Source organism: Haloterrigena sp. H1 (assembly GCF_005938085.1).
Taxonomy (GTDB): Archaea; Halobacteriota; Halobacteria; order Halobacteriales; family Natrialbaceae; genus Natrinema.
The window spans coordinates 991,275-1,018,103 of the sequence record NZ_SMZK01000001.1; the positions used below are offsets into that span (position 1 = coordinate 991,275).

26 protein-coding genes, 1 tRNA gene and 1 other RNA gene are annotated in these 26,829 nt (G+C 63.2%); 14 read left to right on the top strand and 14 right to left on the bottom strand.

The window, feature by feature from the left end; all coding sequences use genetic code 11:
- Nucleotides 1–5: 5 nt before the first annotated feature.
- Nucleotides 6–1,835 carry an ABC transporter substrate-binding protein gene (locus tag E2L06_RS05025; protein WP_138779191.1) on the bottom strand — a complete coding sequence of 610 codons (1,830 nt, stop codon included), beginning with the start codon at nt 1,833–1,835 and terminating at the stop codon, nt 6–8.
- A 301-nt stretch (nt 1,836–2,136) separates the two neighbouring features.
- On the opposite strand from E2L06_RS05025, the gene E2L06_RS05030 reads away from it, so the two are divergent.
- From E2L06_RS05030 to E2L06_RS05040, 3 genes are all read left to right on the top strand, one after another.
- Nucleotides 2,137–2,409 (top strand): ribonuclease P protein component 4, encoded by a 273-nt coding sequence (locus E2L06_RS05030; protein WP_138782505.1) that lies wholly within the window; start codon nt 2,137–2,139, stop codon nt 2,407–2,409.
- 99 nt (nt 2,410–2,508) lie between these two features.
- Nucleotides 2,509–2,757 carry a YhbY family RNA-binding protein gene (locus tag E2L06_RS05035; protein ID WP_138779193.1) on the top strand — a complete coding sequence of 83 codons (249 nt, stop codon included), beginning with the start codon at nt 2,509–2,511 and terminating at the stop codon, nt 2,755–2,757.
- Entirely contained in the window at nt 2,754–3,686 is a 933-nt protein-coding gene (locus E2L06_RS05040) for a mechanosensitive ion channel family protein (protein ID WP_138779195.1), read from the top strand. The genes E2L06_RS05035 and E2L06_RS05040 overlap by 4 nt, the downstream gene beginning before the upstream one ends.
- Before the next feature lie 308 nt (nt 3,687–3,994).
- On the opposite strand, the gene ffs is transcribed toward E2L06_RS05040, so the two are convergent.
- Both ffs and E2L06_RS05050 read right to left on the bottom strand, forming a co-directional pair.
- Nucleotides 3,995–4,307, bottom strand: an RNA gene (ffs, locus tag E2L06_RS05045) — signal recognition particle sRNA.
- 59 nt (nt 4,308–4,366) lie between these two features.
- Entirely contained in the window at nt 4,367–5,659 is a 1,293-nt protein-coding gene (locus E2L06_RS05050) for a PQQ-binding-like beta-propeller repeat protein (protein WP_138779197.1), read from the bottom strand.
- A gap of 184 nt (nt 5,660–5,843) precedes the next feature.
- Between E2L06_RS05050 and E2L06_RS05055 the strand changes: the two genes are divergently transcribed.
- Nucleotides 5,844–6,179: a DUF5798 family protein gene (locus E2L06_RS05055; RefSeq protein ID WP_138779199.1), complete on the top strand. Its 336-nt coding sequence runs from the start codon at nt 5,844–5,846 to the stop codon at nt 6,177–6,179.
- A gap of 134 nt (nt 6,180–6,313) precedes the next feature.
- Here E2L06_RS05055 and E2L06_RS05060 read toward each other — a convergent pair whose 3' ends face one another.
- From E2L06_RS05060 to E2L06_RS05080, 5 genes are all read right to left on the bottom strand, one after another.
- Nucleotides 6,314–6,724: a CoA-binding protein gene (locus E2L06_RS05060; RefSeq protein ID WP_138779201.1), complete on the bottom strand. Its 411-nt coding sequence runs from the start codon at nt 6,722–6,724 to the stop codon at nt 6,314–6,316.
- Between the two features lie 83 nt (nt 6,725–6,807).
- Nucleotides 6,808–7,863 (bottom strand): M20/M25/M40 family metallo-hydrolase, encoded by a 1,056-nt coding sequence (locus E2L06_RS05065; RefSeq protein WP_138779203.1) that lies wholly within the window; start codon nt 7,861–7,863, stop codon nt 6,808–6,810.
- 179 nt (nt 7,864–8,042) lie between these two features.
- Nucleotides 8,043–8,675, bottom strand: a complete 633-nt coding sequence (locus tag E2L06_RS05070) for a recombinase RecA (protein ID WP_138779205.1) — start codon at nt 8,673–8,675, stop codon at nt 8,043–8,045.
- 176 nt (nt 8,676–8,851) lie between these two features.
- Nucleotides 8,852–9,712, bottom strand: a complete 861-nt coding sequence (locus E2L06_RS05075; RefSeq protein ID WP_138779207.1) for a geranylgeranylglycerol-phosphate geranylgeranyltransferase — start codon at nt 9,710–9,712, stop codon at nt 8,852–8,854.
- Between the two features lie 250 nt (nt 9,713–9,962).
- Nucleotides 9,963–10,145 (bottom strand): hypothetical protein, encoded by a 183-nt coding sequence (locus E2L06_RS05080; protein ID WP_138779209.1) that lies wholly within the window; start codon nt 10,143–10,145, stop codon nt 9,963–9,965.
- A 148-nt stretch (nt 10,146–10,293) separates the two neighbouring features.
- Here E2L06_RS05080 and E2L06_RS05085 point away from each other — a divergent pair.
- Nucleotides 10,294–10,368 (top strand) — tRNA-Arg (locus E2L06_RS05085).
- Nucleotides 10,369–10,445: 77 nt separating this feature from the next.
- On the opposite strand, the gene E2L06_RS05090 is transcribed toward E2L06_RS05085, so the two are convergent.
- Nucleotides 10,446–11,735 carry an MFS transporter gene (locus E2L06_RS05090; protein WP_138779211.1) on the bottom strand — a complete coding sequence of 430 codons (1,290 nt, stop codon included), beginning with the start codon at nt 11,733–11,735 and terminating at the stop codon, nt 10,446–10,448.
- A 189-nt stretch (nt 11,736–11,924) separates the two neighbouring features.
- Between E2L06_RS05090 and E2L06_RS05095 the strand changes: the two genes are divergently transcribed.
- The gene (locus tag E2L06_RS05095) at nt 11,925–12,659 is read left to right on the top strand and encodes a helix-turn-helix domain-containing protein (protein ID WP_138779213.1); all 735 of its coding nucleotides are present in this window, start codon (nt 11,925–11,927) and stop codon (nt 12,657–12,659) included.
- A 233-nt stretch (nt 12,660–12,892) separates the two neighbouring features.
- Here E2L06_RS05095 and E2L06_RS05100 read toward each other — a convergent pair whose 3' ends face one another.
- Complete coding sequence (locus E2L06_RS05100; protein WP_212750764.1) at nt 12,893–15,034, bottom strand: ATP-binding protein; 2,142 nt, start codon at nt 15,032–15,034, stop codon at nt 12,893–12,895.
- A 122-nt stretch (nt 15,035–15,156) separates the two neighbouring features.
- Complete coding sequence (locus E2L06_RS05105; protein WP_138779216.1) at nt 15,157–16,746, bottom strand: BCCT family transporter; 1,590 nt, start codon at nt 16,744–16,746, stop codon at nt 15,157–15,159.
- Between the two features lie 334 nt (nt 16,747–17,080).
- On the opposite strand from E2L06_RS05105, the gene E2L06_RS05110 reads away from it, so the two are divergent.
- A complete protein-coding gene (locus E2L06_RS05110) occupies nt 17,081–17,884 on the top strand; it encodes an NRDE family protein (protein ID WP_138779219.1) in 804 nt (267 codons plus the stop codon).
- A gap of 73 nt (nt 17,885–17,957) precedes the next feature.
- A complete protein-coding gene (locus E2L06_RS05115; RefSeq protein WP_138779221.1) occupies nt 17,958–18,308 on the top strand; it encodes a MarR family transcriptional regulator in 351 nt (116 codons plus the stop codon).
- A 78-nt stretch (nt 18,309–18,386) separates the two neighbouring features.
- Here E2L06_RS05115 and E2L06_RS05120 read toward each other — a convergent pair whose 3' ends face one another.
- The 3 genes from E2L06_RS05120 to gatC form a co-directional block, all read right to left on the bottom strand.
- Nucleotides 18,387–19,172 carry a formate/nitrite transporter family protein gene (locus E2L06_RS05120; RefSeq protein ID WP_138779223.1) on the bottom strand — a complete coding sequence of 262 codons (786 nt, stop codon included), beginning with the start codon at nt 19,170–19,172 and terminating at the stop codon, nt 18,387–18,389.
- Nucleotides 19,173–19,272: 100 nt separating this feature from the next.
- The gene (gene gatA / locus E2L06_RS05125) at nt 19,273–20,541 is read right to left on the bottom strand and encodes an Asp-tRNA(Asn)/Glu-tRNA(Gln) amidotransferase subunit GatA (RefSeq protein WP_138779225.1); all 1,269 of its coding nucleotides are present in this window, start codon (nt 20,539–20,541) and stop codon (nt 19,273–19,275) included.
- Between the two features lie 2 nt (nt 20,542–20,543).
- Nucleotides 20,544–20,822, bottom strand: a complete 279-nt coding sequence (gatC, locus tag E2L06_RS05130; RefSeq protein ID WP_138779227.1) for an Asp-tRNA(Asn)/Glu-tRNA(Gln) amidotransferase subunit GatC — start codon at nt 20,820–20,822, stop codon at nt 20,544–20,546.
- A gap of 275 nt (nt 20,823–21,097) precedes the next feature.
- Between gatC and E2L06_RS22735 the strand changes: the two genes are divergently transcribed.
- The 6 genes from E2L06_RS22735 (at nt 21,098) to E2L06_RS05160 (ending at nt 26,694) form a co-directional block, all read left to right on the top strand.
- Nucleotides 21,098–21,223, top strand: coding sequence for a hypothetical protein (locus E2L06_RS22735; RefSeq protein WP_283241348.1), 126 nt, complete (start codon nt 21,098–21,100; stop codon nt 21,221–21,223).
- 75 nt (nt 21,224–21,298) lie between these two features.
- Nucleotides 21,299–22,231, top strand: a complete 933-nt coding sequence (locus tag E2L06_RS05135) for an alpha/beta fold hydrolase (protein ID WP_138779229.1) — start codon at nt 21,299–21,301, stop codon at nt 22,229–22,231.
- A gap of 205 nt (nt 22,232–22,436) precedes the next feature.
- Nucleotides 22,437–23,111, top strand: a complete 675-nt coding sequence (locus E2L06_RS05145) for a helix-turn-helix domain-containing protein (RefSeq protein ID WP_138779233.1) — start codon at nt 22,437–22,439, stop codon at nt 23,109–23,111.
- Between the two features lie 225 nt (nt 23,112–23,336).
- The gene (locus tag E2L06_RS05150; RefSeq protein WP_138779235.1) at nt 23,337–25,037 is read left to right on the top strand and encodes a 4Fe-4S ferredoxin N-terminal domain-containing protein; all 1,701 of its coding nucleotides are present in this window, start codon (nt 23,337–23,339) and stop codon (nt 25,035–25,037) included.
- On the top strand, nt 25,034–26,386 hold the full coding sequence (gene nrfD / locus E2L06_RS05155; protein ID WP_138779237.1) for an NrfD/PsrC family molybdoenzyme membrane anchor subunit: 1,353 nt from the start codon (nt 25,034–25,036) through the stop codon (nt 26,384–26,386). Before E2L06_RS05150 ends, nrfD begins: the two co-directional genes overlap by 4 nt.
- Nucleotides 26,383–26,694 (top strand): hypothetical protein, encoded by a 312-nt coding sequence (locus E2L06_RS05160; RefSeq protein ID WP_008010444.1) that lies wholly within the window; start codon nt 26,383–26,385, stop codon nt 26,692–26,694. Before nrfD ends, E2L06_RS05160 begins: the two co-directional genes overlap by 4 nt.
- Nucleotides 26,695–26,829: the final 135 nt, after the last annotated feature.

A 26,829-nucleotide genomic window follows, 5' to 3' on the forward strand; every position in this document is an offset into this window, starting at 1 on the left:
CGCTTCTAGTAGCCCCCAAGCAAGCGACCGTTATCATCATACCGGAAGCCGGCGGTCTCGAACGCCGCTTTCGCCGCTTCCACGTTGAGGCGGCCGCTCGAGCCCAGGAACGGCGTCACGGGGTCCTCGCCGTCCCACGCGAGGCGTTCGGGGACCCACTCGTCCAGTACTGGTGTCGCGGTGGGTGTCGCGTGTCCATAGAAGATGTCGTCGACGATCGCTTGCTTGGGGATCAACTGTGTGACAGCGTGACGGAAATGAGTGTTGCTGAAGGGGGCATTGCGGACGTTGAATCCGATGTGGTAGAAGGTTCGCGAAGGATGGCTCAACGTTTCGATATCCGACATGTCGGGAATCTCATCTAGCACATCGGCGTCGAGCATCGAGGCCGTTACGTCCGCGTTGCCGTCACCGATTCGCCTGACTGCCGACGCACTGCTGGGATCGATCTCGAAGCGGAGTTCGTCGACAGGCGGGCCGGGCAGTTCGACGTCCTCTCGGAGCGTGAAGTGATCGTCGAAGCGTGTGAGAACGAGCTGATCCTCTTCGGTCCGGCTTTCGAACTGGAACGGTCCACTGCCGATCGGCGGAACGTGATCGCCCGTCGCGGCGATCCACCGTCCCTGTGGTGCGGTGAACTCGCCGTCGGCCGCCCGCTCGTCGACCAGCTCACGCCAGAACCGCTTCGGGAGGATCGGCACGGTAAGCGCCCGTTTGGCGACCGGTCGACTCGCGTTCATCGAGAACGTCAGTTCGTACTCGCTGTCGACGGTGACGCGGTCGACCGCGCTGACGTGGCTCTGATACCGCGGTGCCGGCGAGGGGGTTGGCGCTCGTCCAAGCGACGTATCCTCGAGGAACCGGTAGGTGAAGGCGACGTCTTCTGCGGTCAGTCGTCTGTCTTCGTCGGAGAGTTGTTCGTCCTCGCTGGCCAGCCGTTCGTCAGCATGGAACCGACACCCTTCGCGAAGGGTGACCGTCGCAGTCAGGACCGGCCCTTGCTCGCTGTCGGCTGGCTCGACGTTCGTCCACGTGATGTCCTCGGCGAGCCATTGCTGTACCTCGCCCTCGTGGACGGTTGCCACCGAATCGAAGAGCAGCGGGATTATCGTGTCCCGCTCTCGCATCGTTGCCGACAGTGGATTGAGGTTACTCGTCGGACGGGAATCCGTTTTGAGCGCGAGTAACTCGTCGACGCCGTCGGCTGGCTCGGGCTCGAGATAGCCGTGGCGGGTCGTGAGGTCTGCCTCGCTCCAGCCGTCGAAGCGGTCTGTGCTGGCGACGCGATACTCGTCGGGCAGACAGATCGGGTCGAAGGGTTTGGACTTCGCTAGTGCCGTCAGAACCGACTGAACGAGCCGTTTCCGTTGCTCTCCCTCGGCTCGCCGTTGGTCCTCGAGTAGCGTGTCGAAGACCATGTTGGTAAACCCGAACGGGTTCTGCCAACCGGCTTCGGCTGCGAACGACGAGTGAAGCATCTCGTAGAGAAAATCGGGGTCGTATCCGGCGGGGTGGTGACCGACGTAGAGATCGAAATCGCGCTCGATCAGCACCGCTTTCAGCAACTCCGACGGCGACCGCATGTCGATCGAGACATCGATCCCGACCTGCTGGAGGTTCGCTTCGAGCCGCCGGGCGATCTGGACGCTCTGTCTGTCTGCGTCCGCCGGTATCGTAGCGATTGACAGCGACAACTGCCCACTGACGGCTTTCCCGACCACGTTGCGCACGTGGCCGACACAGCCGCTTGTGGCGAGTGTAGCCCCCGCTGCACCGGCAGCCAGAAACGAACGACGGCCAACGCCGGTCTTAGAGGGAGTGGGGTCCCAATTCATCTCGTTGTGTAACACCTCCTCTCATTTGATATATAACAATACTGCGTACTCTAAACCAATACGTGTCACACTAAAGAATCTTTTCAATCGGGGGTTCATTCTATTCGAGCCACTTATTGTGAGATGTTAACAAACTCTACTCGTGGTGACTCTCGAGAACTCCGTCTCGTGCCAGACAGATTCCTGTCAGTCAGTTCCGGTACATCCGCCACCGATCCTGCAGGTGCGCCAGTACATCGGGACAGCAGCCCGTCTCAGTCTCGAGCGCAACATCAATAGGCACACCCACGAAACGGAAGATATGGACATCGCTGCCGAACGGATCGAGCGCCTTCACGAACTCGCTCGAGCGGCGGCAGCGGACGACGACGAGTTAGCACGCTCCTACGTCCGCCTCGCGCGGCGGGTCGCGGAGCGAAATCGCCTTCCGCTTCCGCGGACGTTTCGCCGGTTTACGTGCGACGAGTGTGATGCGTATCTCCGGCCGGGGGACAACGCTCGCGTCAGGTTGCAAGACGGCCACGTCGTTATTACCTGCGAGTGCGGTGCCCATGCGAGATATCCCTACGACTGACTGCGGATTGTCGGTAATCGATCTCGTGACTGCATCGCATATTCGTCGGCCGTGCCGCATCGAGAAGATTGAAACCGCTCCGCTCTCTTATACAGGGATATGGACAATCAGGAACGCAAGCGCCGTGTACACGATCTCGACGTCACCGTCTGGGTCGGAAAAAGCGGTGTCGATGCCGTCGTCGACGAACTCGACGATCAGTTGACCGACAGAGAGCTCGTGAAAGTCAAATTCCTGCGGGCCGCCCGGGCTGGGAGTTCGACCGACGAGAAAGCGGCCGACCTCGCGGAGCGTGTCAACGCGGACCTCGTCGACACGCGCGGACACACTGCGGTGTTGCATCGATGAGCGTCGGTTCCGCGGTCCCGCTTCAGAGTGGGGACGCGGATCTCGGCCTGATCGGCGAGGCGCTCGAGGGGGCTGGGCTTTCCGCGGCACAGGCCGGGTTAGCCGAGGGTGCGATCAAATTCGTCGCCGCACTCGCCGTGATTTGGGTGCTCGGTCGGCTGGTGGTCGTCCCGTTGATCGAGCGGGCCCTCGATAGGCGTGACCTCGACGAGCACGCCAAGAACCCGCTGTTGTTGCTCACGCGCTTTGGTGTCGGGTTCCTCGCGCTCGCAATCGCGTTTAGCTTCGCCGGCTTCGGCAACCTCCTCGTTTCGATGGCCGGCATCGCGGCGGCCGGCGCGCTCGCGATCGGGCTGGCGATGCAGAACGTGATCTCGAACTTCGTGTCCGGCGTCTTCATCTATACGGACAAGCCGTTCCGCATCGGCGACTGGATCGAGTGGGACGACGGGACGTATTCGGGCGTCGTCGAGGATATTAGCCTTCGCGTGACCCGGGTGCGCACGTTCGACAACGAACTGCTGACGGTCCCCAATTCGGCGCTCACCGAAAGCGTTCTCAAAAATCCTGTCGAGGCCGACAAGCTCCGGCTAAAATTCGTCTTCGGGATCGGCTACGACGACGACATCGAGCAGGCAACCGATATCATCGTCAAGGAAGCCGAACGCCATCCCGACATCATGGACGACCCTGCCCCGTCGGTCCGACTGACCGAACTCGGCTCGTCTGACGTCGGCCTCCAGTCACGGTTCTGGATCACGGACCCGTCCCGTGCCGACTTCGTCCGCATTCGCGGCGAGTACGTTACCGCCGTCAAACAGCGTTTTGACGAAGAAGGGATCGACATCCCCTATCCCGTCCGTACGCTCGAGGGCGGCCTCGAGTTCGAAAGCGCCAGCGGCCAGAGCGTCGTGCAACCGGCCGAATAACGCTGTCCGACCGCTCCTTTTTGAAACAGTACGGGTCTCTCGAGTCTCAAATCCGATGGCCGGGAGCGCAGGCCGTTACCGATAGAACCGCGAGCGAGGCCGCAGGCCGAGCGAGCGGGCTGACGACTGATGTGAGTGTAACGAACGGAAGGAGGAATGCTTTTGATCGACCCTAAGCGGGAGCGAAGCTCCCGCGAGGTCCGAGAGAGCTCCGCTCTCTCGAGATTTTACCGAGCGACGCGACGGCGTGCGGCAGCAACGCTGCCGTCGCCGTCGCTGAGTGCAGTGTAAAAGGTCGTTGTGTATGAATGGCGGAAGACCGCACTTGCCCGGCGTTCCGGCCGGGGGAATCTCGGTTGCCTTCTCCACCCCGCGACCCGTCGAGCGACAGGTGTTCGGCGGTCCACTGCTCGCTTCCGCGCCTGATGGGCTGTCGCCGACTAACTACGATGGGACGTCCCTGCGGACGGCCATCGCAGACCGCTGTCCCCGACGGACGAGGCTTCCATGTTGGCTCCCGAGGCCCCGGTCGGTCTGACCGGACGCCTGCGGCGTTCGGTCCCCGCTAAAGACCATAGCGCGGGTAGTGAGCAGGGCCTAACTGCCCGACCTATCCGTCTATCCGTAGACGGGCGGACCTTAAGGGCCTTTCGCCTCCACGATCGACAGACGGCGCGGGGTCAGTCGCCCATCTTTCGGAGCGCGTGGAGTCCCGCGCTCGGGAAGAAGACGGTCCCGCCGACGACCGGCGCGATCGGATCGCCGCTGCCACTCGTCGCCTCGGACCCGTATCGCCACAGGAGCGTCCCGTCGGCGGCGTCGTACGCTTCCATCGTGTTCAGCCCGCTCACGTAGACGGCGCCGTCGGCGACCACCGGCGGATGGTTCCCACGGATCCCGGTCGTCCAGCGTTCCGACTCGGTCTCGGCGTCGAGAGCGGTCAGTTGCCACGAACTCACGACGTACAGCGATCCGTCGGCGACCGCCGGCGACGTGACGGATTCCCTCCCCGACCACTGCCCGCCGCTTTCGACCGGTTGTCGCCATCGCTCCGTGCCGTCCGGATCGAACGCCGCGACGGTGCCGTCGGCGACGGGGACGTACAGTGCGTCGTCGACGATCGTCGGCGATCCGGTGACCGTCTCCCCGAGGTCCCGAGACCACTGCTGTCCGCCGTCGGCCGCCGACAGCGCGACGATGTCGACCCCGCCCTGGTAGACCGTCCCGTCGGCGACTGTCGGCGGTGTCGGCCAGTATAGCCGGCCATCGGTGAGCGGGGCGCTCCAGCGTTCGCGGCCCGTCTCGAGGTCGATCGCGACGAGCGTCGGCGGATCGGCGTACGTCGTGTTGATCGCGTACACCGTCCCGTCGGCGACCGTGATTTCGTCGGAGAAGTCCCGATCGAGTCGCCAGCGTTCAGTCCCCGAGTCGGCCTCGAGGGCGACGACCGACGCGCCGATGCCGTGGACGACGGCGCCGTCGACGACGGTGGTCGAACCGAACGAGTTCGTCCCGGGGTAGGTCCAGTCCCACTCGACGTCTCCCGTCGCGCCATCGAGGGCGTAGACGACCGTCTCCGCGTCGTCCTCTCCGACGGATCGCCCCTCCGCGACGTAGACCGTTCCGTCGACGACCGCGGGAGATCCGATATCATAGGCCGGCCCGAGTTCCCCCTCGCGGAACGTCCAGACGGCCTCGATGTCGTCGGTCGGCCCCTCGTCGGCCGTCGCACCGACGTGGCCTGGGCCGTACTGGTCCATTCGGTACGGTTCGGCGTCGGCCAGTCGCTTCCGAAGCGCCGCCGTTTCGTCGGTCGATTTCGAGCCGGTTTCCTCGGATCCCGGTTCTCCGTCGTCGTCGGACTCGAGGACGCCGAGACAGCCAGCCAACCCGGTCGCGAGCGCCACACCGGTAGCGGAAAGCAGTGTCCGACGACCGGAGCCGTCGGCCCTTGTCCCTCTCGTGAACGTCATCGTTCGTGTCACTACACCGATGAAATATATAGGTGAGTGATATCAATCAGCCAACCCTCGGGTTCGTTTGGTGACTGTCGACGGTTCATGAGAAATCTATCTAGTAGTGATATTTGTTATTCTACCTACTCTGCGAACGAACAGAGGGAAAAGGCCCATTAGCGCCACGATATATCGGTCTGGTATGGGACTCGGCAGCACTGCAAAGAAGATTCAGACTCTCTCGGATCGGGCCGAGGCGATGTACAAACAGGTCCAGAAACTCCAGCAGCGAATTACGGGACTCGAGGAGAAGGCAGAGGAAACCCACGAGACGGTCGCACGCATGGACCACCAGCTCACCGAACAGCGCGCGCTCTTGCTCGCGCTCGCGGAAGAGCAGGGACTCGACGGCGAGGAAATCCTCGCAGAGGCGGCGATCGACGACGCCGAACTCGAGGCCGACACCGATCCCGCCGACTCGGCGGCGAACGCGGATGCAGCGTCCGACGCAGACTCCGGCGACGCGACTGCCGAATAGGGACACAACGGGAGCAGCTCGTCTCATATTGCCGGACAGAACGACGTGACGATCGGTCGCGCTGCTGTGGCCGTCACCGGTGGAGACGGCCACGAATTCGCGACCGACGTCGTATTGACTGCTGTCTGACAGTATCAGGCAATCAGCCGTCGGTGCTCGACTTTCAGACATCGATCCTGGACGACGGTTCGACCGTCGGCTGTCGCCCGAGCTGCGGCGTCGTCATCGCGAATGCCCGATTGGGTCCAGATCGCGTTCACGTCGTCGCGCTCGAGCGCGGCATCGACGACGTCGCTGACCTCCTCACTGGGGCGGAACACACAGACGACGTCGATCGTCTCCACGACGTCTGCGAGGCTGTCGGCGGCCTCGCGGCCGAAGATCTCGTCCGCGAACGGATTGACCGGAACGATATCGTAACCGTGCTCGAGCATGTACTTCGGCACGTTGTGGGCTGCCTTCCCGGGCGTGCTCGAGCAGCCGACGACGGCGATCGTGTCGTGTGCGAGTACGGCCTCGAGTTCGTCGGTGGAGTCGACTGACATACCACAGCGTAGGGACGCGACCGTGAAACGTCTCGGGGTTGCAGCGACGAGGGGACCACGGCCGCTTGCTCACACCGGCACCGCTAGATGTCGACCGCGAACTCGAATTCGTGAGCAGTCGCCGCGAACTCCCCGAGAAGGGTCGCCGCCGCGTCGAGATCGTTGAGATCGAGTACCTCGACGGGCGTGTGCATGTAGCGGTTAGGAACGCCGAGGTTGAGCGACGGAATTCCGCCACGTGCGGTGTAGAAGGCGTCGGCGTCCGTCCCGGTCCGGCTCCCTGCGGCCTGTAACTGCACCTCGATGGCGGCGTCGGACGCGACCTCACGGGCAGCCTCGACGACCCGCGGATGGTTCGCGCTGCCGCGTGTGATAACCGGCCCGTCGCCCAGTTCGATCCCGTTTTTCTCACCCGAGGGTGTGCCCGGCGCATCCGTCGCGTGGGTGACGTCCGTCGCGATGACGACATCGGGCTCGAGGTCGAACCCGACCATTTTCGCACCCTGCAGGCCGAGCTCTTCTTGCACCGTCGAGACGGCGTAGACCGTCGCGTCGGGGTCCGAGCCAGCGGCACGGCGAAGCCCTTCGGCCGCAGCCCACACCCCAATGCGGTTGTCCAGTCCCCGCGCTGTGATACGGTCGTTTTCCAAGTCGTTGATCGTCTGCTCGACGGTGATCGGGTCACCACGCTCGACCAACTCCGCGGCCTCGTCCGCATCGCTCACACCGATGTCGATGTGCTGTTCGTCGATGTCGTCGAGCGATTCGTCTTCCTGATCGCGCATGTGAATGGCTGTCTGGCCGATCACACCGGGAACCGGCCCGTCATCGGTGTGAATACGGACGTGCTGGCCCTTCGAAACCGTCCGATCGGCGCCACCGATCGCCGTCATGCGAATCGCGCCGTTGTCCTCGATATCCCGAACCATATAGCCGATTTCGTCGCCGTGGCCGGCGAGTGCGACGGTCGGTTCGCCGCCCTCGAGGACGGCAACGGCGTTTCCGTACGCGTCAGTCCGTACCTCGTCGGCGAACTCCTCGACGTACTCGATCCAGTGGCGCTGGCCGGCCGCCTCGAAGCCGGACGGCGTCGCAGTGGTGAGCAACGTCTCGAGGAACGCTCGTCGTGGTTGATCCATACGGCGCCCTTCGTGGCCCCTGCGTGTGAAAATACCGGTCACTCAGCGGGGTTAGGAGTAACGACTGGTGAAGTATAGAGACATACGACTCCTTTCATGGGTGCCGGTGGGCCCGCCACCCGTCCTGCGGGTGCGCCGGGACGTCGGGACAGCAGACCGTATCAGTGAGGCTGCGCGCCTTATGGCGAGAGACCAGCCGTCCGAATCGTTGGGTCGTCGCCGTCGGCCGACTCCTCGAGTTCGATGACGGCATCGAACAGCTGTTTGAGCGTGTTCATCATTTGGTCGTCGTGTGACGTCGAGTCGATTACGTAGAGGCCCAGTGCGTCGGCACTTTGAATGCGGCCCGTGAATACGTGGAGGAATCGAAACACGGTCTGAAGATCTGAGTACATCAGTAGCGTCGAAACGGAGTGCATGAGCACGCGGTTCTCGGTGTGCTCTCGCGTCTCGTAGAACTCCTGAAGGAATTCGGAGAGTTTGATTCCGATTCCGGTCATGTCGACCGGCGACGAAGCGTATTTGATCCGCGGATCGTCGTCGATAGTCCCGATCCCGCGCTGTTTCGTCACGCAGTCGACAACGCCGACATCGGGTTCGACGCCGTCGTCGACGCGGCTGTCGAAACTCTCGAGGACCTTGTCGGCGCTGTCTTTCGTGGTAACGATGATAGACCCATTACCGCGGTTCGCACCGCTTGCAAGGATGTCGAAGGCGATCCGCCGTTTGCCTGTCAGTGGCGGGCCTGCGACGAGCACGTTCGTCCCCGGATCGAGATCAACGTCCGGAAGGCCATCTGCAAGATCATACATACGGGATACTCACATCCATCGCCGTGGCGACGAGCTGGGACCACAGCCCACCTAGTAGCCAGCGTGTTATGTGGAAATATGCGAAGCGGCTTATAGAACTTTTGATTAGAAGCCTCACCCATCGATCACGGGTCCGAATGGATTCCCCGATCGACCGCTCCCGCGCCTGCTGTGTCCTATATCGAGAACGAAAGCTCGAGGGCGACGCGTCCGACGATAAACGCCAGTGCAGCGAGAAACATCCCGTATTTGAGATGTGATTGGCCGGCGGTCGGGTTCTCGAAGCTCTCGTAGGCGGCGACTAGCATGATGGCATCAGCAGGTGCGACGACGAGCAAATATGCGACGCCGAACTCCGCGCGCAGATACGGAATCGGACTGGCGACGACGGCCGCTACGAGCAACACGGCTGCAGTGGCGAGTGCGCGCCGTTCTCCGATCGCGATCGGAAGGGTGTGCAGTCCCTCCTCGCGATCCCCTTCGATATCCTCGACGTCTTTGATGATCTCCCGGGTCAGCGTTGCGATCGCCGCGAGCACGAACAACACGATTGCCGGGCCGACCTCGCCGCCGTCGATCGCGGCAGCACCAAAGAGAAACGTGCTGCCGACCAGATAGGCGACGAGTGCGTTGCCCAATCCGGGCAGTCCCTTGAAAAACTCGGTGTACGCGACCAACGCGAGGAGATTGACGGTCGCGATCCCGATCGCCAATCGCGGCAGTGTCAGTGCGAGGACGATCGCGCCGGCAAAGAGAGCGACGCTAAAGGCCAGCGCACCGCGTGGGCTCACTGCCCCGCGGGGGATCGCCCTGTCGGGCTGGTTGATCCGATCGATTTCCCGATCGAAGTAGTCGTTGATCGCGTTTCCCGCACCGACTGCAAGCCCCGTCGCCGCGACCGCAGTGACGACCGCCATCGGCTCCTCGGACACGCCGCCGGCGACGAACGATCCGATGAACGTCAACACGCTCGCTGCGATGACGTTTACCGGCCGCGTCAACTCGAGCAACCCACGACCCGTCTCGCCGACTGTCATACACGAGGATGGTCATGGACACTGGTTAAACGGTGCGATCCACCGCGCGGCGGCAGCGCCGACTCTGGCTGCCTCTCTAGAACAGACCGCTATTCGATCGTCATACTACCGGACAGCAGTCAGTGCGATGTCGATCGCGAAAGCCGTCCGTCTCCGATGGCGATGGACGCGTCCGAACGATCGATCTTCAAATAGTTCTGTCCGGTCATATCAGTAGAACTGAATGCCGATCCGCTCCGGGAACAGCGTCTCAGCGCCACTCCTCGAGATCACAGAGCAGTTCCCCCTCGACGGCGAGCCATTTGCTCACCCGCTCGTCGCCGCTTGCGTCCGCGGGGACAGCGGTCCAGACGTCCTCCTCGTCGGCCAGCAACTCGAGTGGCGTCGTGTCGGACTGCACTTCGCCTGGTATCGGGGCCTCGGCTTCCGTCATGATCTATGCCGCTCTTGGAATCTCGTCCCAAAGATCCCCGTCGGTGATTGTCATTGGCTGAAAATCACCGATAGTACGTGTGTCTCTCCCTGTCGGAACCAGTGAAAATCGAGTGACTTATACGCACCCATCGGAAACAAATCGGTGAGGGCGCTTAGCTCAGTCTGGACAGAGTACTTGGCTTCGGACCAAGCTGTCGCGGGTTCAAATCCTGCAGCGCCCATTCGTTTTCCGAACGATCCACAGTTATCGGACGACAATTCCTCAGAAAGGATGTTCAATGTGGACTGCGAAGAGCCGTCAGTCTTCGGACGAAATCTGTGTCGGCGCATCCGGTGCAGGCGCCGGCGGTTCGTGGGTCCCGAACTCCGGATGCGTCTCTTCCATCCACACATACACGATTGTGCCGGAGGCGAACATCAGGACGGCGGTCATGTAGAAGGCGGCCTCGAGGTTCACGAACTCCATCGAGAGGCCGATCAGGATCGCACCGACGCCGTAGCCGGCGTCGCGCCACATCCGATAGACGCCCATGCCGGCCGACCGCCACGTTGGGTGGGCCGCGTCGCTCGGGACCGTCATCAGGTTCGGGTACAGCAGCGCCATGCCAAGCCCGGAAACGGCGGCCAGGACCGCCCAGGGGAGGTAGCTATCGACGAACACCATTCCGAGGACCCCCGCTCCGGCGAGGAACATCCCCGCAACGACCGGTGGGCGGCGACCGATACGGTCGGCGAGGCCGCCGGTCCCGATCTGGAGAAAGTACATCGCGCTGTGGACGCCGACGACGACGCCGACGGCCTCGATCGCGAGGTTCTGGTTCGTGAGATAGAGCGGGACGGCGATCCAGAACAGCGTATCGACGAAATTCTCGATGTGGCCGGCCTGCGCCGCCGCGAACAGCGTCTTGTCACCGTAGGTCGCACGCTTCAGGACCTCCTCGAACGGGAGGTTCGCGTCGTGGTGGTCCTCGTCACCCTCGAGGTGTGCGAGCTGGACCGTCTCTGTGATGAGAAACACCGCGATCAGGAATGCGAGCACCACGACGGCGGCCATGAAGTAGAACGGCTCCGGGCGGAGACTCGTCTGACCGGCGATAACGCCAGTGAGCCACGCACCGACGGCAACGCCGGTGTAGCCGAAGGCCTCGTCGATGCCGACGGCGAGGCCGCGCTGGTCGGGGCTGGCGAGGTCGATCTTGGCGTTGATCGCCATGCTCCAGGTCAGCGCCTGGTTGATCCCCAGTAAGACGTTCCCGGCGGTGATCCACCACCAGTTGGGGGCGAAGATGAGGATCACCGGGATCGGCAGCGCGGTGAGCCAGCCGGCGACGAGCACCGGCTTGCGCCCGTACTCCTCGCCCCACTTGCCGGCGTAGAGGTTGAGCAGCGCCTTGACGAAGCCAAAGGAGACGACGAACGAGCCGATGACGAAAAACGACTCGACGCCGAGGACGTCCTCGCCCAGGACGGGGACAACGGTACGCTCCGACCCGATCGTCAACCCGGTCGCGAACACCAGCAGAACGTGTAGCGAGAACTGTCCGAGGTGTTCTCGGATACCTTGGGTCGGCTCGGTGGTCTCACTCATGGATTCTGCGGCCACACAACAGGTGTCGTCGAACGCGCTCGGAGTAGGTCCTGTTCGTTCGCAGTCGTCGGTTCCTCTCGCTCGAGTTCGCGTCGGTCATTCGTGCTCACTCGTACGGACTAGCATCGAATATAGACACTGCCGGTCATGACCGGCACTGTTACCTGGCTGCCGACCGAAGACCGCGGTATGAGCCTGTACGAGGCCTCGTTCCGGGTCAAACACGAGTGTCCTTACCGAGAGATTTCGGAACGCCACCCAGATCTCACGATCCGCGAGTGGTACCTGAGCGACTGTCAGGTCCTGGAGATCACGTCCCCGGAGACCCCGACGGACGACCTTCTCGCAGAGATCGACGCGCTGGGATCGATTCTCCACCGGTCGGTCGACGACACCGGACTGCACGTCGTCACGCAGGCGTGTCTCTGTTCGCTCGAGGAGTCGATCATCGACCGGTTCGAGGCGAACAACTGTCTGTATCAGCCGCCGACGGTTCACCGGCAGGGCTGGGAACACTACACGGTGATCGCGTTCAACGAGGCCGACGTACGGGCCCTCATCCAGGACCTCGAGGCTGACCGGGACATCGACGTGCTCTCGAAGACGGCGATCACGGAACAGGCAATCCCTCACAGCATGCTGGCTCCGGTCGACCGACTTTTCGAGGACCTGACCGAGCGACAGCTGGCGGCGATCCGACTGGCCCTCGAGAGCGGCTACTACGAGCAACCGCGACAGACGTCGCTGCGTGAGTTGGCCGAGCGGACGGCCGTCGCCCGGTCGACGTACGAGGAACACCTCCGGAAGGCGGAGAACAAGCTGCTGACGAACGCTGGCGAGTTCCTGCGGCTGGTGACCGCGACGGCTGTGGGCGATCCACTGCAGGTCGACCAGTCGGAGCCGCCCGAGCAGTGCGCCGACTGATACTGCCGGACAGAACGACGTGACGCCGGTCGCGTGTATGCGGCCGTCCCCGCAGGTGAGGTCCGCAAATTCGCGACCGGCGTCGTATTGACTGCTGTCCAGTAATATGAGACGGACTCCTGTCAGTGGGTGCCGGCCAGCCGCGACCCGCACTGCGGTCGGGCCGGGACATCGGGACAGCAGACCGTGTGACGGCTGCCAATTAACCCGACTCGAGGCCGATCACGCACGGCTCACGTCGACCGGACGCCGGCCTCACGGTCGGAGGCGGTACCGACTGCTGGCAGGGTAAACGAAAACGTCGCGCCCTCGCCGGGTTCGGAGTCGACCCAGATCTCGCCGCCGTGGCGTTCGATGATCCGCTCACAGAGCGCGAGCCCGATGCCCGTGCCGCTGTGGGTTTCGCGGCTGTGGAGCCGCTGGAACACCTCGAAGACCCGCTCCTGTTCGTCGGAGTCGATGCCGATCCCGTTGTCGGCGATGGAGATCGTCCATGTCGTTCCATCTTGCTCGGCCGATACGTGTACGCGAGGGGCGTCTTCGCCGCTGTACTTGATCGCGTTCGACAGCAGGTTCTGGAACACCTGGCGCAACTGCCCGTCGTCGCCCTCGACGCGAGGGAGGTCTTCGGCCGTGATCTCGGCACCGTGTTCGTCGATTTTCATCCGCAGGTTCTTGCGCACGTCCTCGAGCACGGTCTCGAGGTCGACCGGCTCGAACGGGTCGCCCCGCGTCTCGACTCGGGAGTACTGGAGCAGGCCGTCGATCATCTCGCGCATCCGCTCGGCCCCGTCGACGGCGAACGCGAGGAACTCCTGGCCGTCCTCGTCGAGGTCGTCGCCGTATCGGCTTTCGATCAGCTGCAGGTAACTCGAGACCATCCGCAGCGGTTCCTGCAGGTCGTGGGAGGCTGCGTAGGCGAACTGCTCTAAGCGCTCGTTTGACTCCTCGAGATCGGCGACGAGGTCCTCGAGCTCAGTCCGGTACTGCTGGCGCTCGATCGCTTCGGCGAGGACGTTCGCGACGCTCTGGATGAACGTGATGTCTTCGTCGGTGAACTGTTGCGGGTCGGTGTCGTGCGTGGCGAGGATCCCCCACGGGTCGTCGACCGAGCCGATGATGGTGCTGATGCCGCTGCGAACGTCGTGATTCGTTAGCAATGCGGGGCCGCTGAACCGCTCGTCCGTCTCGAGGTCTTCGACGACGATCGGCCGATCCTGCTCGAGGGTGTAAGCGGCCTGGGAGTTGGCTTCGACGGCCGCTACCGTCGCCGTTCCGACGAGTCCGTCGTCCCAGCCGACGCCCTGGCGGAGCAAGAGGTCCTCGCCGACGTCGTCGAGATCGAGCACTTTGGCGTAGTCGGTGTCGAGGACGGTCGCTATCTGTCGGCTCGCGTCGTGCATGAGTTCGTCAAGGTCGTCCGTCTCGAGGGCGAGCTGGCCGAGATCCGCGACGACCTGTTGCTGGTGGGCCCGCTGTTCGAGTTCGCGTTCGCGCGCCATGCGCTCGGAGACGTCGCGTCCGATGCCCGTAAGCACCGGCTCGCCGTCGAGGGTTTCGACTCTCGAGGCGGCGAACTCGTAGGGAATCCGCTCGCCACTGCTGGTGCGCAACGTCGCCTCGATTTGGACGCTCCCCGTTTCGAAGCCCTCGGCGATCGCGGCCGTGACGCGGTCGTGATCGTCCTCGTCGATGGCGTCTACAGCAGTCAGCGACGCGAGCTCCGATTCCGAGTAGCCCGTCACCTCACGGAGGCTCTCGTTCCACCGGCGGACCGTGCCGTCGGGGTCCAGCACGTAGAAGATGTCGTCGATGGCGTCGAGCACGCGGTCGGTGTAGGCCCGATAGTGCTCGAGGCGCTGGTTCGACGCTGCGAGCTTCTTGTTGGCCTCCTCGAGTCGGGTGACCGTCTCCTCGAGTTCCGTCTGCGTGGCTTCCAGCACCTGGTTGCGCTCCTCGAGTTCGCGCGTGCGGGTTTCGGCCTTTGCATCGTGGATGCCGGCGGCGAAGCCGGCGACAGTGGCGAGTGCCGTCAGAATGAGGATCGTCGACAACTCGCTGACTGCCTCGCCGGGTTGGAGGCTGTAGACGACGATGACGACGGCCATCACTGCGAAGCCGCTGAGACACCAGCCTGCGATCGTCGTGTAGAACACGGGGTCGATGTCGAACGTGGTCAACCGATAGCCTCCAGAGAGAAGGACGGCCCCGGGGCCGGCGATGAGCAACGCGGTGATGAGCACGTTGCCAAGCGGCGTCCCCCCTGTAAGCTCGGCGAGTGCCAGCCCTGTTGCGAGCCCGACATAGAGTATGCCAAGGACGACGACGAGACGCCGTCCACCGACGACCGAGAGCGTACGGTTCCAGGAACCCACTGTCCCTATTCGGGCGACGATGACTATTAGAATTGTGCCGTCTGGTATGACAGTTCAAATGGTTCTGCCCAGCAGTATCAGTCGTCGTTCCGGACGCAGAACGGCCCGAATCCGATGATCGACTAGTCGTCGTCGGTGACGCTCCGGGTCGCCGGCTGTGGCCGGGTCGGCTGTGGATCCGGTTGGGCCGTCTCGTCGTCGTGGACGTACTCCCGAGCGACGACGTAACTGCCATACAGGACGAGCAACAGGAACAGCGAGAACGGAAGCGCCATGGTCACCGAGAGCGACTCGATGGCGCTGAACTCCTCGAGTCGGAGCGACATCATGCCGAAGACTGCCAGTAGGCCGCCCCACCACGCGCGGTTTCGCGGGTTCGGGTTCTCGTCGCCGAGCGTGATCGCCGAGATCATAAAGACCGCCGAGTCGAGCGACGTGATGATGTAGCCGGCGATAATGAAGGCGAACAGCACCGCAAGCACCGTGCCAAACGGCGTGATCTGCAGCGCTTTCGCGATCGCTGCGGGGTTACCCGCCGACGCCATCGCCTCGGCGACCGGTCCCTGATAGCCCGGCGCGAGCACCCAGCCACCGATGAGCCCGTGCTGGATCCAGGTGAAGACCGTCGGGACCACGACGAGCACGGCGAACATCTCCCGGATGGTCCGCCCCTTCGAGACGCGGGCGACGAAGCTTCCGACGAAGATGCTCCAGGCGGCCCACCAGGCCCACCAGAAGCCGGTCCAGTTGGCCGCCCAGTTACCGTCAGCGTTTGGCGCCGTGTATAGCGTCAGGCGGAACATCTCGCTGAGCCAGACGCCCGTCGCGTCCAGACTCAACTCGAGCATGTAGAGGCTCGGCCCGACGACGGCGAGCACGGCCATCGCGACGCCGATGAGGACCACCGTCGCGCGGGCCGCGTTGCGGATGCCCTTCCGCAGCCCGAGCCAGACGTCGCCGAGGAAGACGATCCCGATGAGCGCGAACACGACGTAGGTCAGGATCGTCGCGTCGAGCCCGAACACTCGGCCGAGGATCGCCGACATCGTCTGTGCGCTAAAGCCGAGCGTGGTCGAAATGCCGCCGATCGTGGCGATCAGCGCCGCCAGATCGACCAACCAGTAGAGGCCGGGGATCCGATCCTCGTCGACGACGCCGGCGAGCATCGAGCTGATCTTGTAGTCACCGACGCCGTCGGTGTAGACGACGATCCCGAAGGCGATCGCGACGGGGAGATACCACATCGCCAGTCCCGGGAACACCTCGTGGATGAACATGAAGGCCAGCGCCATCGCCTCGACGGATGCCCCCTGGACGGGGGCCGGCTCCGGCGGCGGGTGCTGGACGATCGAGATCGGCTCCGCGACGCCCCAGATGAGCACTGAGGCACCGAATCCGACGGTAAATACCATCGCCAACCACGAGAAGAGATCAAATTCCGGCTCGGCATCGGGTCCGCCGATACGGAGCCGCCCATATTGCGAGGCCGTGAAGGCGATCACGGCCGCGAGCAAGACGAACCCCAGCAAGATGAACCACCAGCCGAAGTAGGTAAGGATCCATCCTTTCGCGCCAGTGAGTGCGCTACTCAGCAGCGACGGCCGCGCCAGTCCGAGCCCACCGAGTGCGAGCATCACGGCCATCGTCACGACGAAGAGGACGCGTTCGGCCCGTGTGGCATCCTCGAGCCCGAAGACCGTCCCCACGTTCATCGTTCGACCCTGCCGATACCGCTGCCGTCTTCACGACAATCGAGCGACTGCGTGACGTTGCTACTCACAGGTCTGTGAGTCACCATCAGATGTGTCTCGGATTCCACCACTAGCCACTCAAGTGCTCTTTGTCTCGAGCGCCGCTACAGTGATGATACCACACGCAGTGGATGGTTTGCGTTCGGAACCCGTCTAACCCGCGCTTTGTCGTTCGATCGGTGTGCAGTGCCTGTCAGTGGCTACGACAGTCTTCGCGTCGGCCTGCCGGAGCGGTGGCCCGAATCGGATTGCCGTCGGACCCGAAGTTAAGACACTGGCGTTCCTACCCGGACGCGTGTGTACGCTCACGCTCGCTTGGCAGGTCTTTGATGACGCGCCGGTCACGGTTGCGGCCAACCGTGACGAAATGGTCGACCGGAAGTCGCTTCCGCCTGCCGTCTACAACGACCAACCGCTGGTCATCGCGCCACAGGATGCCGAAGCAGGCGGCACGTGGATCGGCTACAACGAGTTCGGCGTCTTCGTCGGCCTCACGAACAAGTGGACCGACGCCGATCTGGCCGGCGAGCGCTCGCGTGGCCTGCTCGTCGCGGACATCCTCGAGGCCCGCTCCGCTGCCGATGCGAAAGCGATTGTCGAAGCGGCGACCGACGCCGACGAGTACAGCGGCTTCTATCTCGTCGCCGCCGACGCGACGGACGCGTTCTGTTACCAGTGGGACGGCACGCTCTCGCTGACCGCGTTCGAGCCGGGCATCCACGTCGTCGTCAACGTCGCCGTCGACGACGACATCGACATTCCCGAGCGTCGGGCCGAGATCGGCCGCGAGCAGGCCGACGACGCGAACGCGCTTCGCGAGGTGCTGACGGCTCAACCAGACGAGACGGCGATGGACTGGCTCGAGCGAGCGAGCGACGTCCTCGGCGACCACGAGTACGGTGCCTGCGTCCACGAGAACGGATACGGGACCCAGTCGTCGTCACTGCTCGCGCTCGGCCCCGACATAGAATACCACGCCTTCGCGCCGGGACCGCCCTGTCGAACGAGCTATGATGAGGTCGACCTCGCGATCGGCAACGGACCTGAGAGCGACGGCACCGTGGTCGAATCGACAGTCGACGACGAAAGGCACATTTAAGCGGCTCGCCCACGCTTGGGTGTAGTATGGACGCACTCCTGCCTGTAGCGACGCGCACGGCGAGGTGGTCTCCGTGAGCGTTTCCACGGCCGAAGCCGAACTCACCGAGGACGAGCGTGCCGGTCTCGAACTCGTCCGCGAGTCCGGCGGCATCCACCAGAGCGACTTCTGGAAGGAACTGGATGTCTCCTCGCGCAAGGGCAGCCGGATCGTCGAATCGCTTGTCGAAAAGGACCTTGTCGATCGCGAGGAGACCGTCTACGACGGTCACAACACCTACTACATCTCGCCGACAGCACGCGACCTCGATTTCAGACTGCTGATGGCCGGCGACATGCTCTCGCCGTTTATCGGCGAGGAGGAGGTCGATCCCAACAGCGACGCCTTCTCGCAGTGGATCATGAACCTCGCATACGAGGAGTAGTCGGCGCGATCCGCCGCTCGAGACCGAAAACCCGTTTTCAGCCCCGTCGAGTCACGGTGCCCGACTGTTCGGGGCGAACTACTCCGCGTTTCTCGCACCCCGAACCTGCGCAACGTGGGTGAACGTCACCAACCCGAGGCCCCCGACGACGTTCCCCGCGGTAGCGACGGCGACCGTCTCGAACAGCGCGCCGTAGCCGATCGTGGCATCGAAGAGGAAGCCGAAGAAGACGTGGACCGCAGTGACGATGACGTGATCGAAAGGACCGAGCGCGAGCAGAAAGCCGACGATGTAGGCCAGCGTGATGCGGCTTCGGACGCTGTTGACGGCCGCGAGGAGGTACGACAGGAGGCTCACGAGTGCGCCCCCGACGATAGCACTCGCGAACATCCCTCTGATCGGTCGATGAACGATCCCCTCGGCAGTCTGCGCCAACGCATGCGCCGATCCCGACGGAAGGACGCCGTCGACGGCGAAGACGAACGCGAAGAGGAATCCACCGATGAGATTGAAAACGAGGGTCACAGTCCACAGGCGGCCGAGCGATTGGAGCATCCACGAGCCGTCCTGATCGACCGCCTTGGCGGCCGGAGCAACGAAGTTCTCGTTGAAGAGCTCCGTTCGACCGACGACCAGGAACACGACGCCGACGCCGAAGGCGAGCGCACCCGCGATATGTGCGATGTCTCCGAATCGCGGTTGAACCAGTCCATCGACGACTCCCAGTGCAGCGATACCGAAAACGATCGTAAACCCCGCGATGAAGCTGGTCGACGCGAGTTCGAGCGTCGATTGCTCGAGTCGCCGCTCACCTTCGGCGACGGCGCGATCGAATATGTCCGTGGGATCCGGAGCGACGGGCACACGTACTGTATCGATCACTGACAGATAAGAAGCACACCTGAATACGCCGCCACCCGAGCGACGAAGACGAACGGCCGCGACTGCCCGTTGCGCGTCGCGTTCAGGCGAGCGCGCTCGCGGCCCGAATCAACAGTTCCTCGCCGAACGCCGGTCCGACGAGCTGGAGGCCGACGGGGAGCCCATCTGTTTCGCCTGCCGGGACCGAGATCGCGGGCAGGTCCGCGAGGTTGACCGGTGTAGTGTTGGCGTCGGCGAGGTACATCTTTAGCGGATCGTCGAGACTCTCGCCGAGTTCGAACGGCGGCACCGGCATCGTCGGGCTGGCGAGCACGTCAGCTTCGGTAAGCGCCTCGTCGAAGTCCTGTTTGACCCACGCGCGAGCGTCCTGGGCCTTCTTGTAGTACTTGTCGTGGTAGCCCGCCGAGAGCGCGTAGGTACCCAGCAGGATGCGGCGCTTGACTTCGTCACCGAACCCTTCCTCGCGGGCCTTCGCGAACGTCTCGTTCCAGTTGCCGTCGTAGCCACCCGAGTGACCGTAGCGGACGCCGTCGAACCGCGCGAGGTTCGACGAGGCTTCCGACATCGCGATCACGTAGTAGGCCTCGACGGCGTGTTCGACCGACGGGAGGCTAACTTCGTGGTACGACGCGCCCTTGTCCTCGAGATCAGCAATGGCGTCCCAGAACGTCTCGACGACGCCCTCGTCGGCCCCCTCGAGTAACTCGGTGGGAACGCCGATCTGGAGCCCGTCGACGTCGCCGGTCGCAGCGTCGGCGTAGTTCGCGTCGTCGCCCTCGCTGCGCGTGGTCGCGTCGCGTTCGTCGCTGCCGGCGATCACGTCGAGCAACGCGGCGGCGTCTTCGACGGTTTCGCCGAAGGGGCCGATCTGCTCTAAGCTGTTACCGTAGGCGACGAGTCCGTACCGCGAGACCAGCCCGTAGGTGGGCTTGATGCCGACGACGCCACAGAACGCGGCCGGACAGCGAACCGAGCCACCGGTGTCGGACCCGAGCGCGAGGTCGGCCTCGCCGGCGGCGACGGCGGCCGCCGAGCCACCGGAGGAGCCACCAGGGACGTGGCCGGGTGCAGCGGGGTTGTCCGTCTCCCCGAAGTAGGAGGTCTCGGTGGTCGTCCCCATCCCGAACTCGTCCATGTTGGCCTTCCCGACGATGGTCGCGCCGGCCTCTTTGAGCCGGGCGACGACCGTCGCGTCGTAGGGCGGGACGTACTCGGCGAGCATCTTCGAGCCGCAGGTCGTTCGAACGCCCTCGGTGGAGATATTGTCCTTGATTGCGACCGTTTTGCCGGCCAGCGGGCCGTCGTCGGCACCCTCGATCCGCTCCTCGGTGATGAAAATATTCTCCGACATGATTACGAGACGTTCGGCCCCTTGAAGTAGCCGTCCTCTGTTTCCGGCGCGTTCCGGAGTGCCTCCTCGCTGTCGAGCGAGGCTCGTTCTTCGTCCGGCCGCATCACGTTCGCGAGATCGGCCTCGCGGTCGACCTCCGGCACCTCGTCTAACGTCTCGAAGTACTCGAGGATGTCCGCGAACTGTCCGGCGAACCGGTCGACCTCGTCGTCGGCGAGGTCGACGCGGGCCAGCTCCGCGACGTGGCGGACCTCCTCGGGACTGACGGCGTCGTCGCTCATACGTGTTCGCACCGGCTTCCGGAGAGTAAGGGTTTCGATACCGGTGTCTCGCGGCGACGCTGTGAGTCGGCTGGCGAGCGTTCGACACGCGGCGAGTCAGTGTGATCGACACGGTCGGCGACGGGCGGGCCCCTCTCATTCCTGCAGTCGCCGGCCGACACCAGGAAAGAAACACTGTGTTTACTGCGACAGCATTTCGATGAAATAGGTTATTACTCGCAAAACTATTCGATTAATAGGTATATACTCAAGCATGTTGTCCGGGGACGGAGCATATGGGCTGCGATAACTGCGAATCCGACGCGGTTGCATACACACTCACGACCCACGTCGAATCCGCCAGCGAGGAGTCCATCGACCTCGACTTCTGCTCGAGCGAGTGCCTTCGCGTCTGGACGTGACGCTGCCGCGATCAGTCGACCGACTCGAGAACAGGCCCCAACTCCTATGTCGAATCGGGAGACAGGACAATTGGAATGAGATCGAACCGGGGATCGACCGTTCCGGAGGACGTGCTTGCGTCCGTTCTTCCGTCAGCTGTCGACGCGACATCGTCACGGCGAACGGTCAACGGGACCGAGTCGCACGTCATCGCTGCTGGCGACGAGGCCGCGCCGCTCGTCGTTTTACTCCACGGCTTTCCCGAGTACTGGTATGGCTGGCGAGGCGTGGTCGCCCCGCTCGTCGAGGCCGGCTATCGGGTCCTCGTTCCCGATCAGCGCGGCTACAACCGCAGCGAGAAGCCTGACGGTGTTCGGGCATACCGAACGAGCGTACTGTCACAGGATATCGTCGACCTGATCGCGACTGAAGGCCGCGACACTGCACACATCGTCGGCCACGACTGGGGTGGCATCGTCGCCTGGGACCTGGCGTGTCGGTTCCCCGCGGTCGTCGATCGGCTCGCTATCGTCAATGCGCCCCATCCGACCGCCTACCGGCGACAACTACTTTCGAACCCCGAGCAACTGCGTCGGAGCTGGTATGCCATCTGTTTTCAGCCCCCATGGATTCCCGAACTCGCCTGTCGGTTCGACGACTATCGCCTCCTCGAGCGAGCGCTCCGGGGGACCGCCGCGCCGGGAACGTTCACCGACGCCGAACTGGCCCGTTACCGGCGGGCCTGGAGCCGGGATGGGGCGGTCTCCGGGATGCTACACTGGTACCGGGCGGCGCTGCGGTATCCACCTCAGCTCCCGACCGACCGGGTTGATGCACCGACACTCGTCGTCTGGGGCGAGGACGACGCGGCGCTCGTCCCCTCGCTGGCGGTCGATAGCGCGGAGTTCTGTACGACGAGTCGCCTCGAGATCCTGCCGTCGACAAGTCACTGGGTGCCCCACGAAGCGCCCGGCCGACTGTGCGATCTCCTGCTTGGGCATCTCGACGCAGAATACAGTAGCCACTGAACGTCAGTGTACACCTGATCGCACGGCAGCGTTGCGATCAGTATGTAAATCGTTTCAGTGGCTACTATACTCGTCACGCGGTTCCGGCTTCCACGTCGGCCGTTACACGGGTAGTCGCTCCCGTTCACAACCAATCGTCCACAGCTTGAGAAGGAACGAACATATTCGTATCCACGGGGCCGAGAGACGAACGGAATCCGCTCGTATGGCCCACGCAACACTCACGATTACGATGCCCGAGGAGATCTGGATTCAGCAGCTATCGACAGCCTATCCCGAGTCGACATTTCGGGTGCTCGCGGCTGTTCCCGGGCCCGAGTCCGGGTTTGCGCTCGTCCGGATCACCGGGCAGACAGTCACGGCGGTGATCGAAGCGATGGCCGACCATTCACAGCTCACCGAACTCACGATCATACAGCAAGCGGACAGCGAAGCGACGGTTCACTTCGAGACGACGGCACCGTTGCTGTTGGCATCCTCGCAGGAGGCGGGTGTGCCGATCGAACTCCCAGTGGAAATCGTCGACGGCGAGGCGACTGTCGAGGTCACCGGCTCCCGCGAACGGCTGGCAGACCTCGCCGAACAGCTCGAGCGCTTCGGGTTCCAGTATCGGATCGAGAACGTCAGCGAGCGACTTCACGAGAGCCAGCTCCTCTCGGAGCGCCAACTCGAAGTTGTGGTCGCCGCCGTCGAAGCGGGCTACTACGACACCCCACGGCGCTGTTCACTGACTGAACTCGCGGCCCGCCTGGACATCGCCAAATCGACGTGCAGTGAGACGCTTCATCGGGCTGAAGAGGCGATCATCAAGCGATTCGTCGCGGAGCTACCAGGTGTCGCCGAATACGCCGACCTCGAGGATCGGCCCACGGGTACGTAATAGATAGATACGCTCGAGCGGACGCGTTGGTCCACTGTTGGGAGGGTTGACTTATATAGGCGAACATAGTCGGGTAGATTCTCACGCGCTGGAAATCGGCTCTATATTTCATCCAAGTCGGGTTATGAGCGAGGGATGAGGAACCACAAATGAACGATTTGAAGTGCATGCCGTCGAGTACTCTCGGCATGACACCAGTGTCATATTCAGAGGTGTTCTGATCTGATGAGTACGGACGACGAATCATTCCATCCACTCGGAAATGAGTGGGAAGGCGAACTCGAGTCGATGCTCGACGATACCGAGTACGATAGCCAACTCGGTATGGACATGGCTCGTGACGCGATGCGAGTCACCAACGGCGAACTTTCCGAGGCCGAATTCCACGAGAAATATCACGACGACGTGATGGAGGAGTTCGGTGAGGACGAGCGCCCGACGAAGGAGGCCTACGAAGCGGCCCAGGAAGAGACCAAGGGCACGGTCTCCCGAATGCTCGACAAGTTCGACGGTGACGGCGAACAGACCCGTCGCGAAACGATGAAGAAGATGGGTGTCGGCGCGGCAGCCGTCGGCGTCGGTGCGTGGGGCACCGTCGATGACGGTCCCGAGGCCAGCGTCGCCGAAGGCGGCCACGGTGGCGGCCACGGTAGTAGTACTGAGACCCACGAGAAACCCGATACCCAGTGGGGCATGACGATCGACCTGGAACGCTGTGACGGCTGTCTGACCTGCATGCAGGCCTGCAAGCAGGAGAACGACCTCGACGCCGGCGTCAACTGGATGTACGTCATGGCCTGGGAGGACCGCAATCATACTTCTCCCGAGGGTGGGCAAGGACTGGTCGACTCCGGTACCTACACCGACTTCAACATGGGGAGCGACTTCAACATGCTCGTGCGACCGTGCCAGCACTGCACGGACGCCCCCTGTGAGAAGGTGTGCCCGACGACCGCCCGTCACACCCGTGACAAGGACGGTATCGTGTTGACCGACTACGACGTCTGTATCGGCTGTCGCTACTGTCAGGTCGCCTGCCCGTACGGCGTCAACTACTTCCAGTGGGACGAACCCGAGGTTGCCTACGACGACATCGACGGCCTCGAGAGCCCCGAAGACCCCGACCAGATCACGCACGCCGAGTACGAACACGGCACGCGGTGGGTCGACAGTCGTGCTCCGCGTGGCGTCATGAGCAAGTGTACGTTCTGTCCGACCATGCAGGACGGCAAACAGGGCGAGGAGAAGGTCGGGACGACCGCCTGTGAATCGGCCTGTCCGCCGAACGCGATCCAGTTCGGTGACGTCAACGACGAGAAGAGCGACTCGTACCAGCACCGCGAGCACCCGGTCAAGAGCCGGGCTATCGCCCACCTGAGCGGCGACCACGTCAGTAGCGGTCGGTACGTTCCCGATCCGGAGACGGTCAACAGCACGCTCAGCGATGGTGGCGATCTCCAGTCTGCAATCGAGGCCCTCGACGCCGCCGGCGAGGACGATACCTTCGACGTCGAGGTGCTGTCGATGATGAAAGCAATCGACATCATCAGCGAACGGCTCGAACCCGAGGGCAACGCGAACACCACTCTGCTCCAAAGCCAACAGACTCTTCTCGAGTCCCTCGACGCCATCGAAGAGTACGTCGACCTCGAGAGCGACGAGGCCCTCGAGACGCTGCGCCTCGCCGACGGCAGCGAGCAGGAAGCTCGGTTCACGCTCCAGCAGTACGTGGGCGAGTCGAGCGCGTTCAACCTGCTCGACGACATCGGGACGAACCCGAACGTCACGTACCTCGGTGCGGAGCCCGGCACCAACGCCTATCAGGTCGACGGGCCGACGAAGTACGAAGACGTCGGTCTCCTCGACAAGCGACAGGAGAAACTCGATGAAGAGACCGTCGGTCGCATCGACGGGGTGTCGCTATGAGCACGAAGGAGCCAACCGAAGCGGACATCCTTCGTCCGATCAACACGCTGACCAAGAAGTACTTCATCCTGTACGGCATCGCGGCCCTGGCTCTCGTGGCCTTCCTCGTGGGCTGGGCCTACCAGCTTCAGAAGGGACTGGTCGTCACCGGGCTCGGTGACTGGGGTTCCGGTGGTGGCTCGACCTGGGGACTGTACATCGGCGCGTTCATCTGGTGGGTCGGTGTCGCACACGGCGGTATCATCCTCTCGGCTGCTGTCCGACTGCTCGGGATGGATCGGTACATGCCGATCGCCCGAATCGCGGAGCTGACGACCATCGGTGGCCTCTCGGCCGCCGGCTTCTACATTCTGGTCCACATGGGCCGACCGGACCGGATGGTCACGAGCGTCATCGGTCACTACCACATCACGGTCAACAACTCGCCGCTGGTGTGGGACGTGACGGTCATTACGGCCTACTTCGTGCTGTCGGCGACCTACCTCGCGCTCACGCTCCGATACGACGTCAACCGACTGCGCGACCAGCTCCCTGACCGATTCGAACCGATCTACAAGATCATGACGATCGGTTACACCAAAGAAGAAGACAAGGTCATCGATCGGATGGTCTGGTGGCTCGCAGCCGCAGTCATCATCATGGCCCCACTCTTGCTCCACGGTGGCGTCATCCCGTGGCTGTTCGCACTGCTCCCGGCGATGCCAGCCTGGACCGGCGGCATTCAGGGCCCGATGTTCCTGAGCATCGCACTGATGTCGGCGATCGGCGGTGTGACCATCATCTCGTATGCGTTCCGACGCGCCTACGACTGGGACCACATCATCACTGACGACATCTTCCGCGGGCTGCTCCTGTGGCTCGGATTCTTCACCCTGCTGTTCCTCTGGTTCCAGCTCCAGTTCGTTCTCAACGGTGTCTTCCTCGGACCAAATGCGAAGGCAATCTCGGCTGAAGCGAAGCTTGCTCACCCGCTCTATCAGATTGCGATGTTCCTGATCTTCAGTACGCTCGTGTACATCTTCCTGCAGGTGATCCGTCCATCGCTGTTCAGCAAGAAGCGAGCGCTCCTCGCCAGCGGGGTCATCCTCACGGGGACGCTGACCGAGAAGGTCCTGTTCGTCGTCGAAGGATTCAAGCACCCGGTGTTCGACATCTACGCCAACACGCCCGGGACCTACTTCCCGAGCCTGATCGAGTGGGCGTCGCTCGCTGGGACGGCTGGACTGGTGGCACTTTTATTCCTCAACGTCTCGAAGCTCGTCCCAGTGGTCGAGCTCCACGCGGTCGAACACATGCGTGGCGACCACGCACACGGTGACGAGGCGACCGAACCGGAGGTGGAAGCATGAGTCCAGCACTGACAACATTCGCGTCGGAACTCCTGTATCACGGCTACGACGGCACCGGCGGTTTCACCGGCTTCCCCAATGAGGGGACCTGGGTCATCTTCGCGATCATCCTGGTCCCGGTCTACATCATGCTCGCAGCATGGTTCCTCGGGAAGCCCCGCGACACGTCGTCCGGACTGCTCGGCGTCGGCTATCTCGTCGGTCTGACGACCTCGATGTGGGTCGGGATGTTCATCCTGACCGTCCTGATCGGCGTCGTCTTCTACGGCGGCCCACCGGAGCCGATCAGCAGCGTCGGCCCGCCGTAACTGACAGCTGACAGCCGTCTCACATTCGAACGATCGCGTTCATTTTTCGCAGCCACGCAGTCGAACTCGCCAGTCCCAACTCCGGTTTTGTCGCGCTTGACACTCGAACCATCACACGTATCCCGTTCCGGGCCC

What these genes read in the sequence shown, in the direction of transcription:
- E2L06_RS05090 (WP_138779211.1), bottom strand. Translation starts at nt 11,735, where the DNA reads ATGAGTGAGACCACCGAGCCGACCCAAGGTATCCGAGAACACCTCGGA.
- E2L06_RS05105 (WP_138779216.1), bottom strand. Translation starts at nt 16,746, where the DNA reads ATGAACGTGGGGACGGTCTTCGGGCTCGAGGATGCCACACGGGCCGAA.
- E2L06_RS05035 (WP_138779193.1), top strand. Translation starts at nt 2,509, where the DNA reads ATGGACAATCAGGAACGCAAGCGCCGTGTACACGATCTCGACGTCACC.
- E2L06_RS05065 (WP_138779203.1), bottom strand. Translation starts at nt 7,863, where the DNA reads ATGGATCAACCACGACGAGCGTTCCTCGAGACGTTGCTCACCACTGCG.
- E2L06_RS05080 (WP_138779209.1), bottom strand. Translation starts at nt 10,145, where the DNA reads ATGACGGAAGCCGAGGCCCCGATACCAGGCGAAGTGCAGTCCGACACG.
- E2L06_RS05145 (WP_138779233.1), top strand. Translation starts at nt 22,437, where the DNA reads ATGGCCCACGCAACACTCACGATTACGATGCCCGAGGAGATCTGGATT.
- E2L06_RS05095 (WP_138779213.1), top strand. Translation starts at nt 11,925, where the DNA reads ATGAGCCTGTACGAGGCCTCGTTCCGGGTCAAACACGAGTGTCCTTAC.
- E2L06_RS05070 (WP_138779205.1), bottom strand. Translation starts at nt 8,675, where the DNA reads ATGTATGATCTTGCAGATGGCCTTCCGGACGTTGATCTCGATCCGGGG.
- E2L06_RS05040 (WP_138779195.1), top strand. Translation starts at nt 2,754, where the DNA reads ATGAGCGTCGGTTCCGCGGTCCCGCTTCAGAGTGGGGACGCGGATCTC.
- E2L06_RS22735 (WP_283241348.1), top strand. Translation starts at nt 21,098, where the DNA reads ATGGGCTGCGATAACTGCGAATCCGACGCGGTTGCATACACACTCACG.
- E2L06_RS05135 (WP_138779229.1), top strand. Translation starts at nt 21,299, where the DNA reads ATGAGATCGAACCGGGGATCGACCGTTCCGGAGGACGTGCTTGCGTCC.
- gatC (WP_138779227.1), bottom strand. Translation starts at nt 20,822, where the DNA reads ATGAGCGACGACGCCGTCAGTCCCGAGGAGGTCCGCCACGTCGCGGAG.
- E2L06_RS05050 (WP_138779197.1), bottom strand. Translation starts at nt 5,659, where the DNA reads ATGACGTTCACGAGAGGGACAAGGGCCGACGGCTCCGGTCGTCGGACA.
- E2L06_RS05075 (WP_138779207.1), bottom strand. Translation starts at nt 9,712, where the DNA reads ATGACAGTCGGCGAGACGGGTCGTGGGTTGCTCGAGTTGACGCGGCCG.
- E2L06_RS05025 (WP_138779191.1), bottom strand. Translation starts at nt 1,835, where the DNA reads ATGAATTGGGACCCCACTCCCTCTAAGACCGGCGTTGGCCGTCGTTCG.
- E2L06_RS05055 (WP_138779199.1), top strand. Translation starts at nt 5,844, where the DNA reads ATGGGACTCGGCAGCACTGCAAAGAAGATTCAGACTCTCTCGGATCGG.
- E2L06_RS05030 (WP_138782505.1), top strand. Translation starts at nt 2,137, where the DNA reads ATGGACATCGCTGCCGAACGGATCGAGCGCCTTCACGAACTCGCTCGA.
- gatA (WP_138779225.1), bottom strand. Translation starts at nt 20,541, where the DNA reads ATGTCGGAGAATATTTTCATCACCGAGGAGCGGATCGAGGGTGCCGAC.
- nrfD (WP_138779237.1), top strand. Translation starts at nt 25,034, where the DNA reads ATGAGCACGAAGGAGCCAACCGAAGCGGACATCCTTCGTCCGATCAAC.
- E2L06_RS05060 (WP_138779201.1), bottom strand. Translation starts at nt 6,724, where the DNA reads ATGTCAGTCGACTCCACCGACGAACTCGAGGCCGTACTCGCACACGAC.
- E2L06_RS05150 (WP_138779235.1), top strand. Translation starts at nt 23,337, where the DNA reads ATGAGTACGGACGACGAATCATTCCATCCACTCGGAAATGAGTGGGAA.
- E2L06_RS05160 (WP_008010444.1), top strand. Translation starts at nt 26,383, where the DNA reads ATGAGTCCAGCACTGACAACATTCGCGTCGGAACTCCTGTATCACGGC.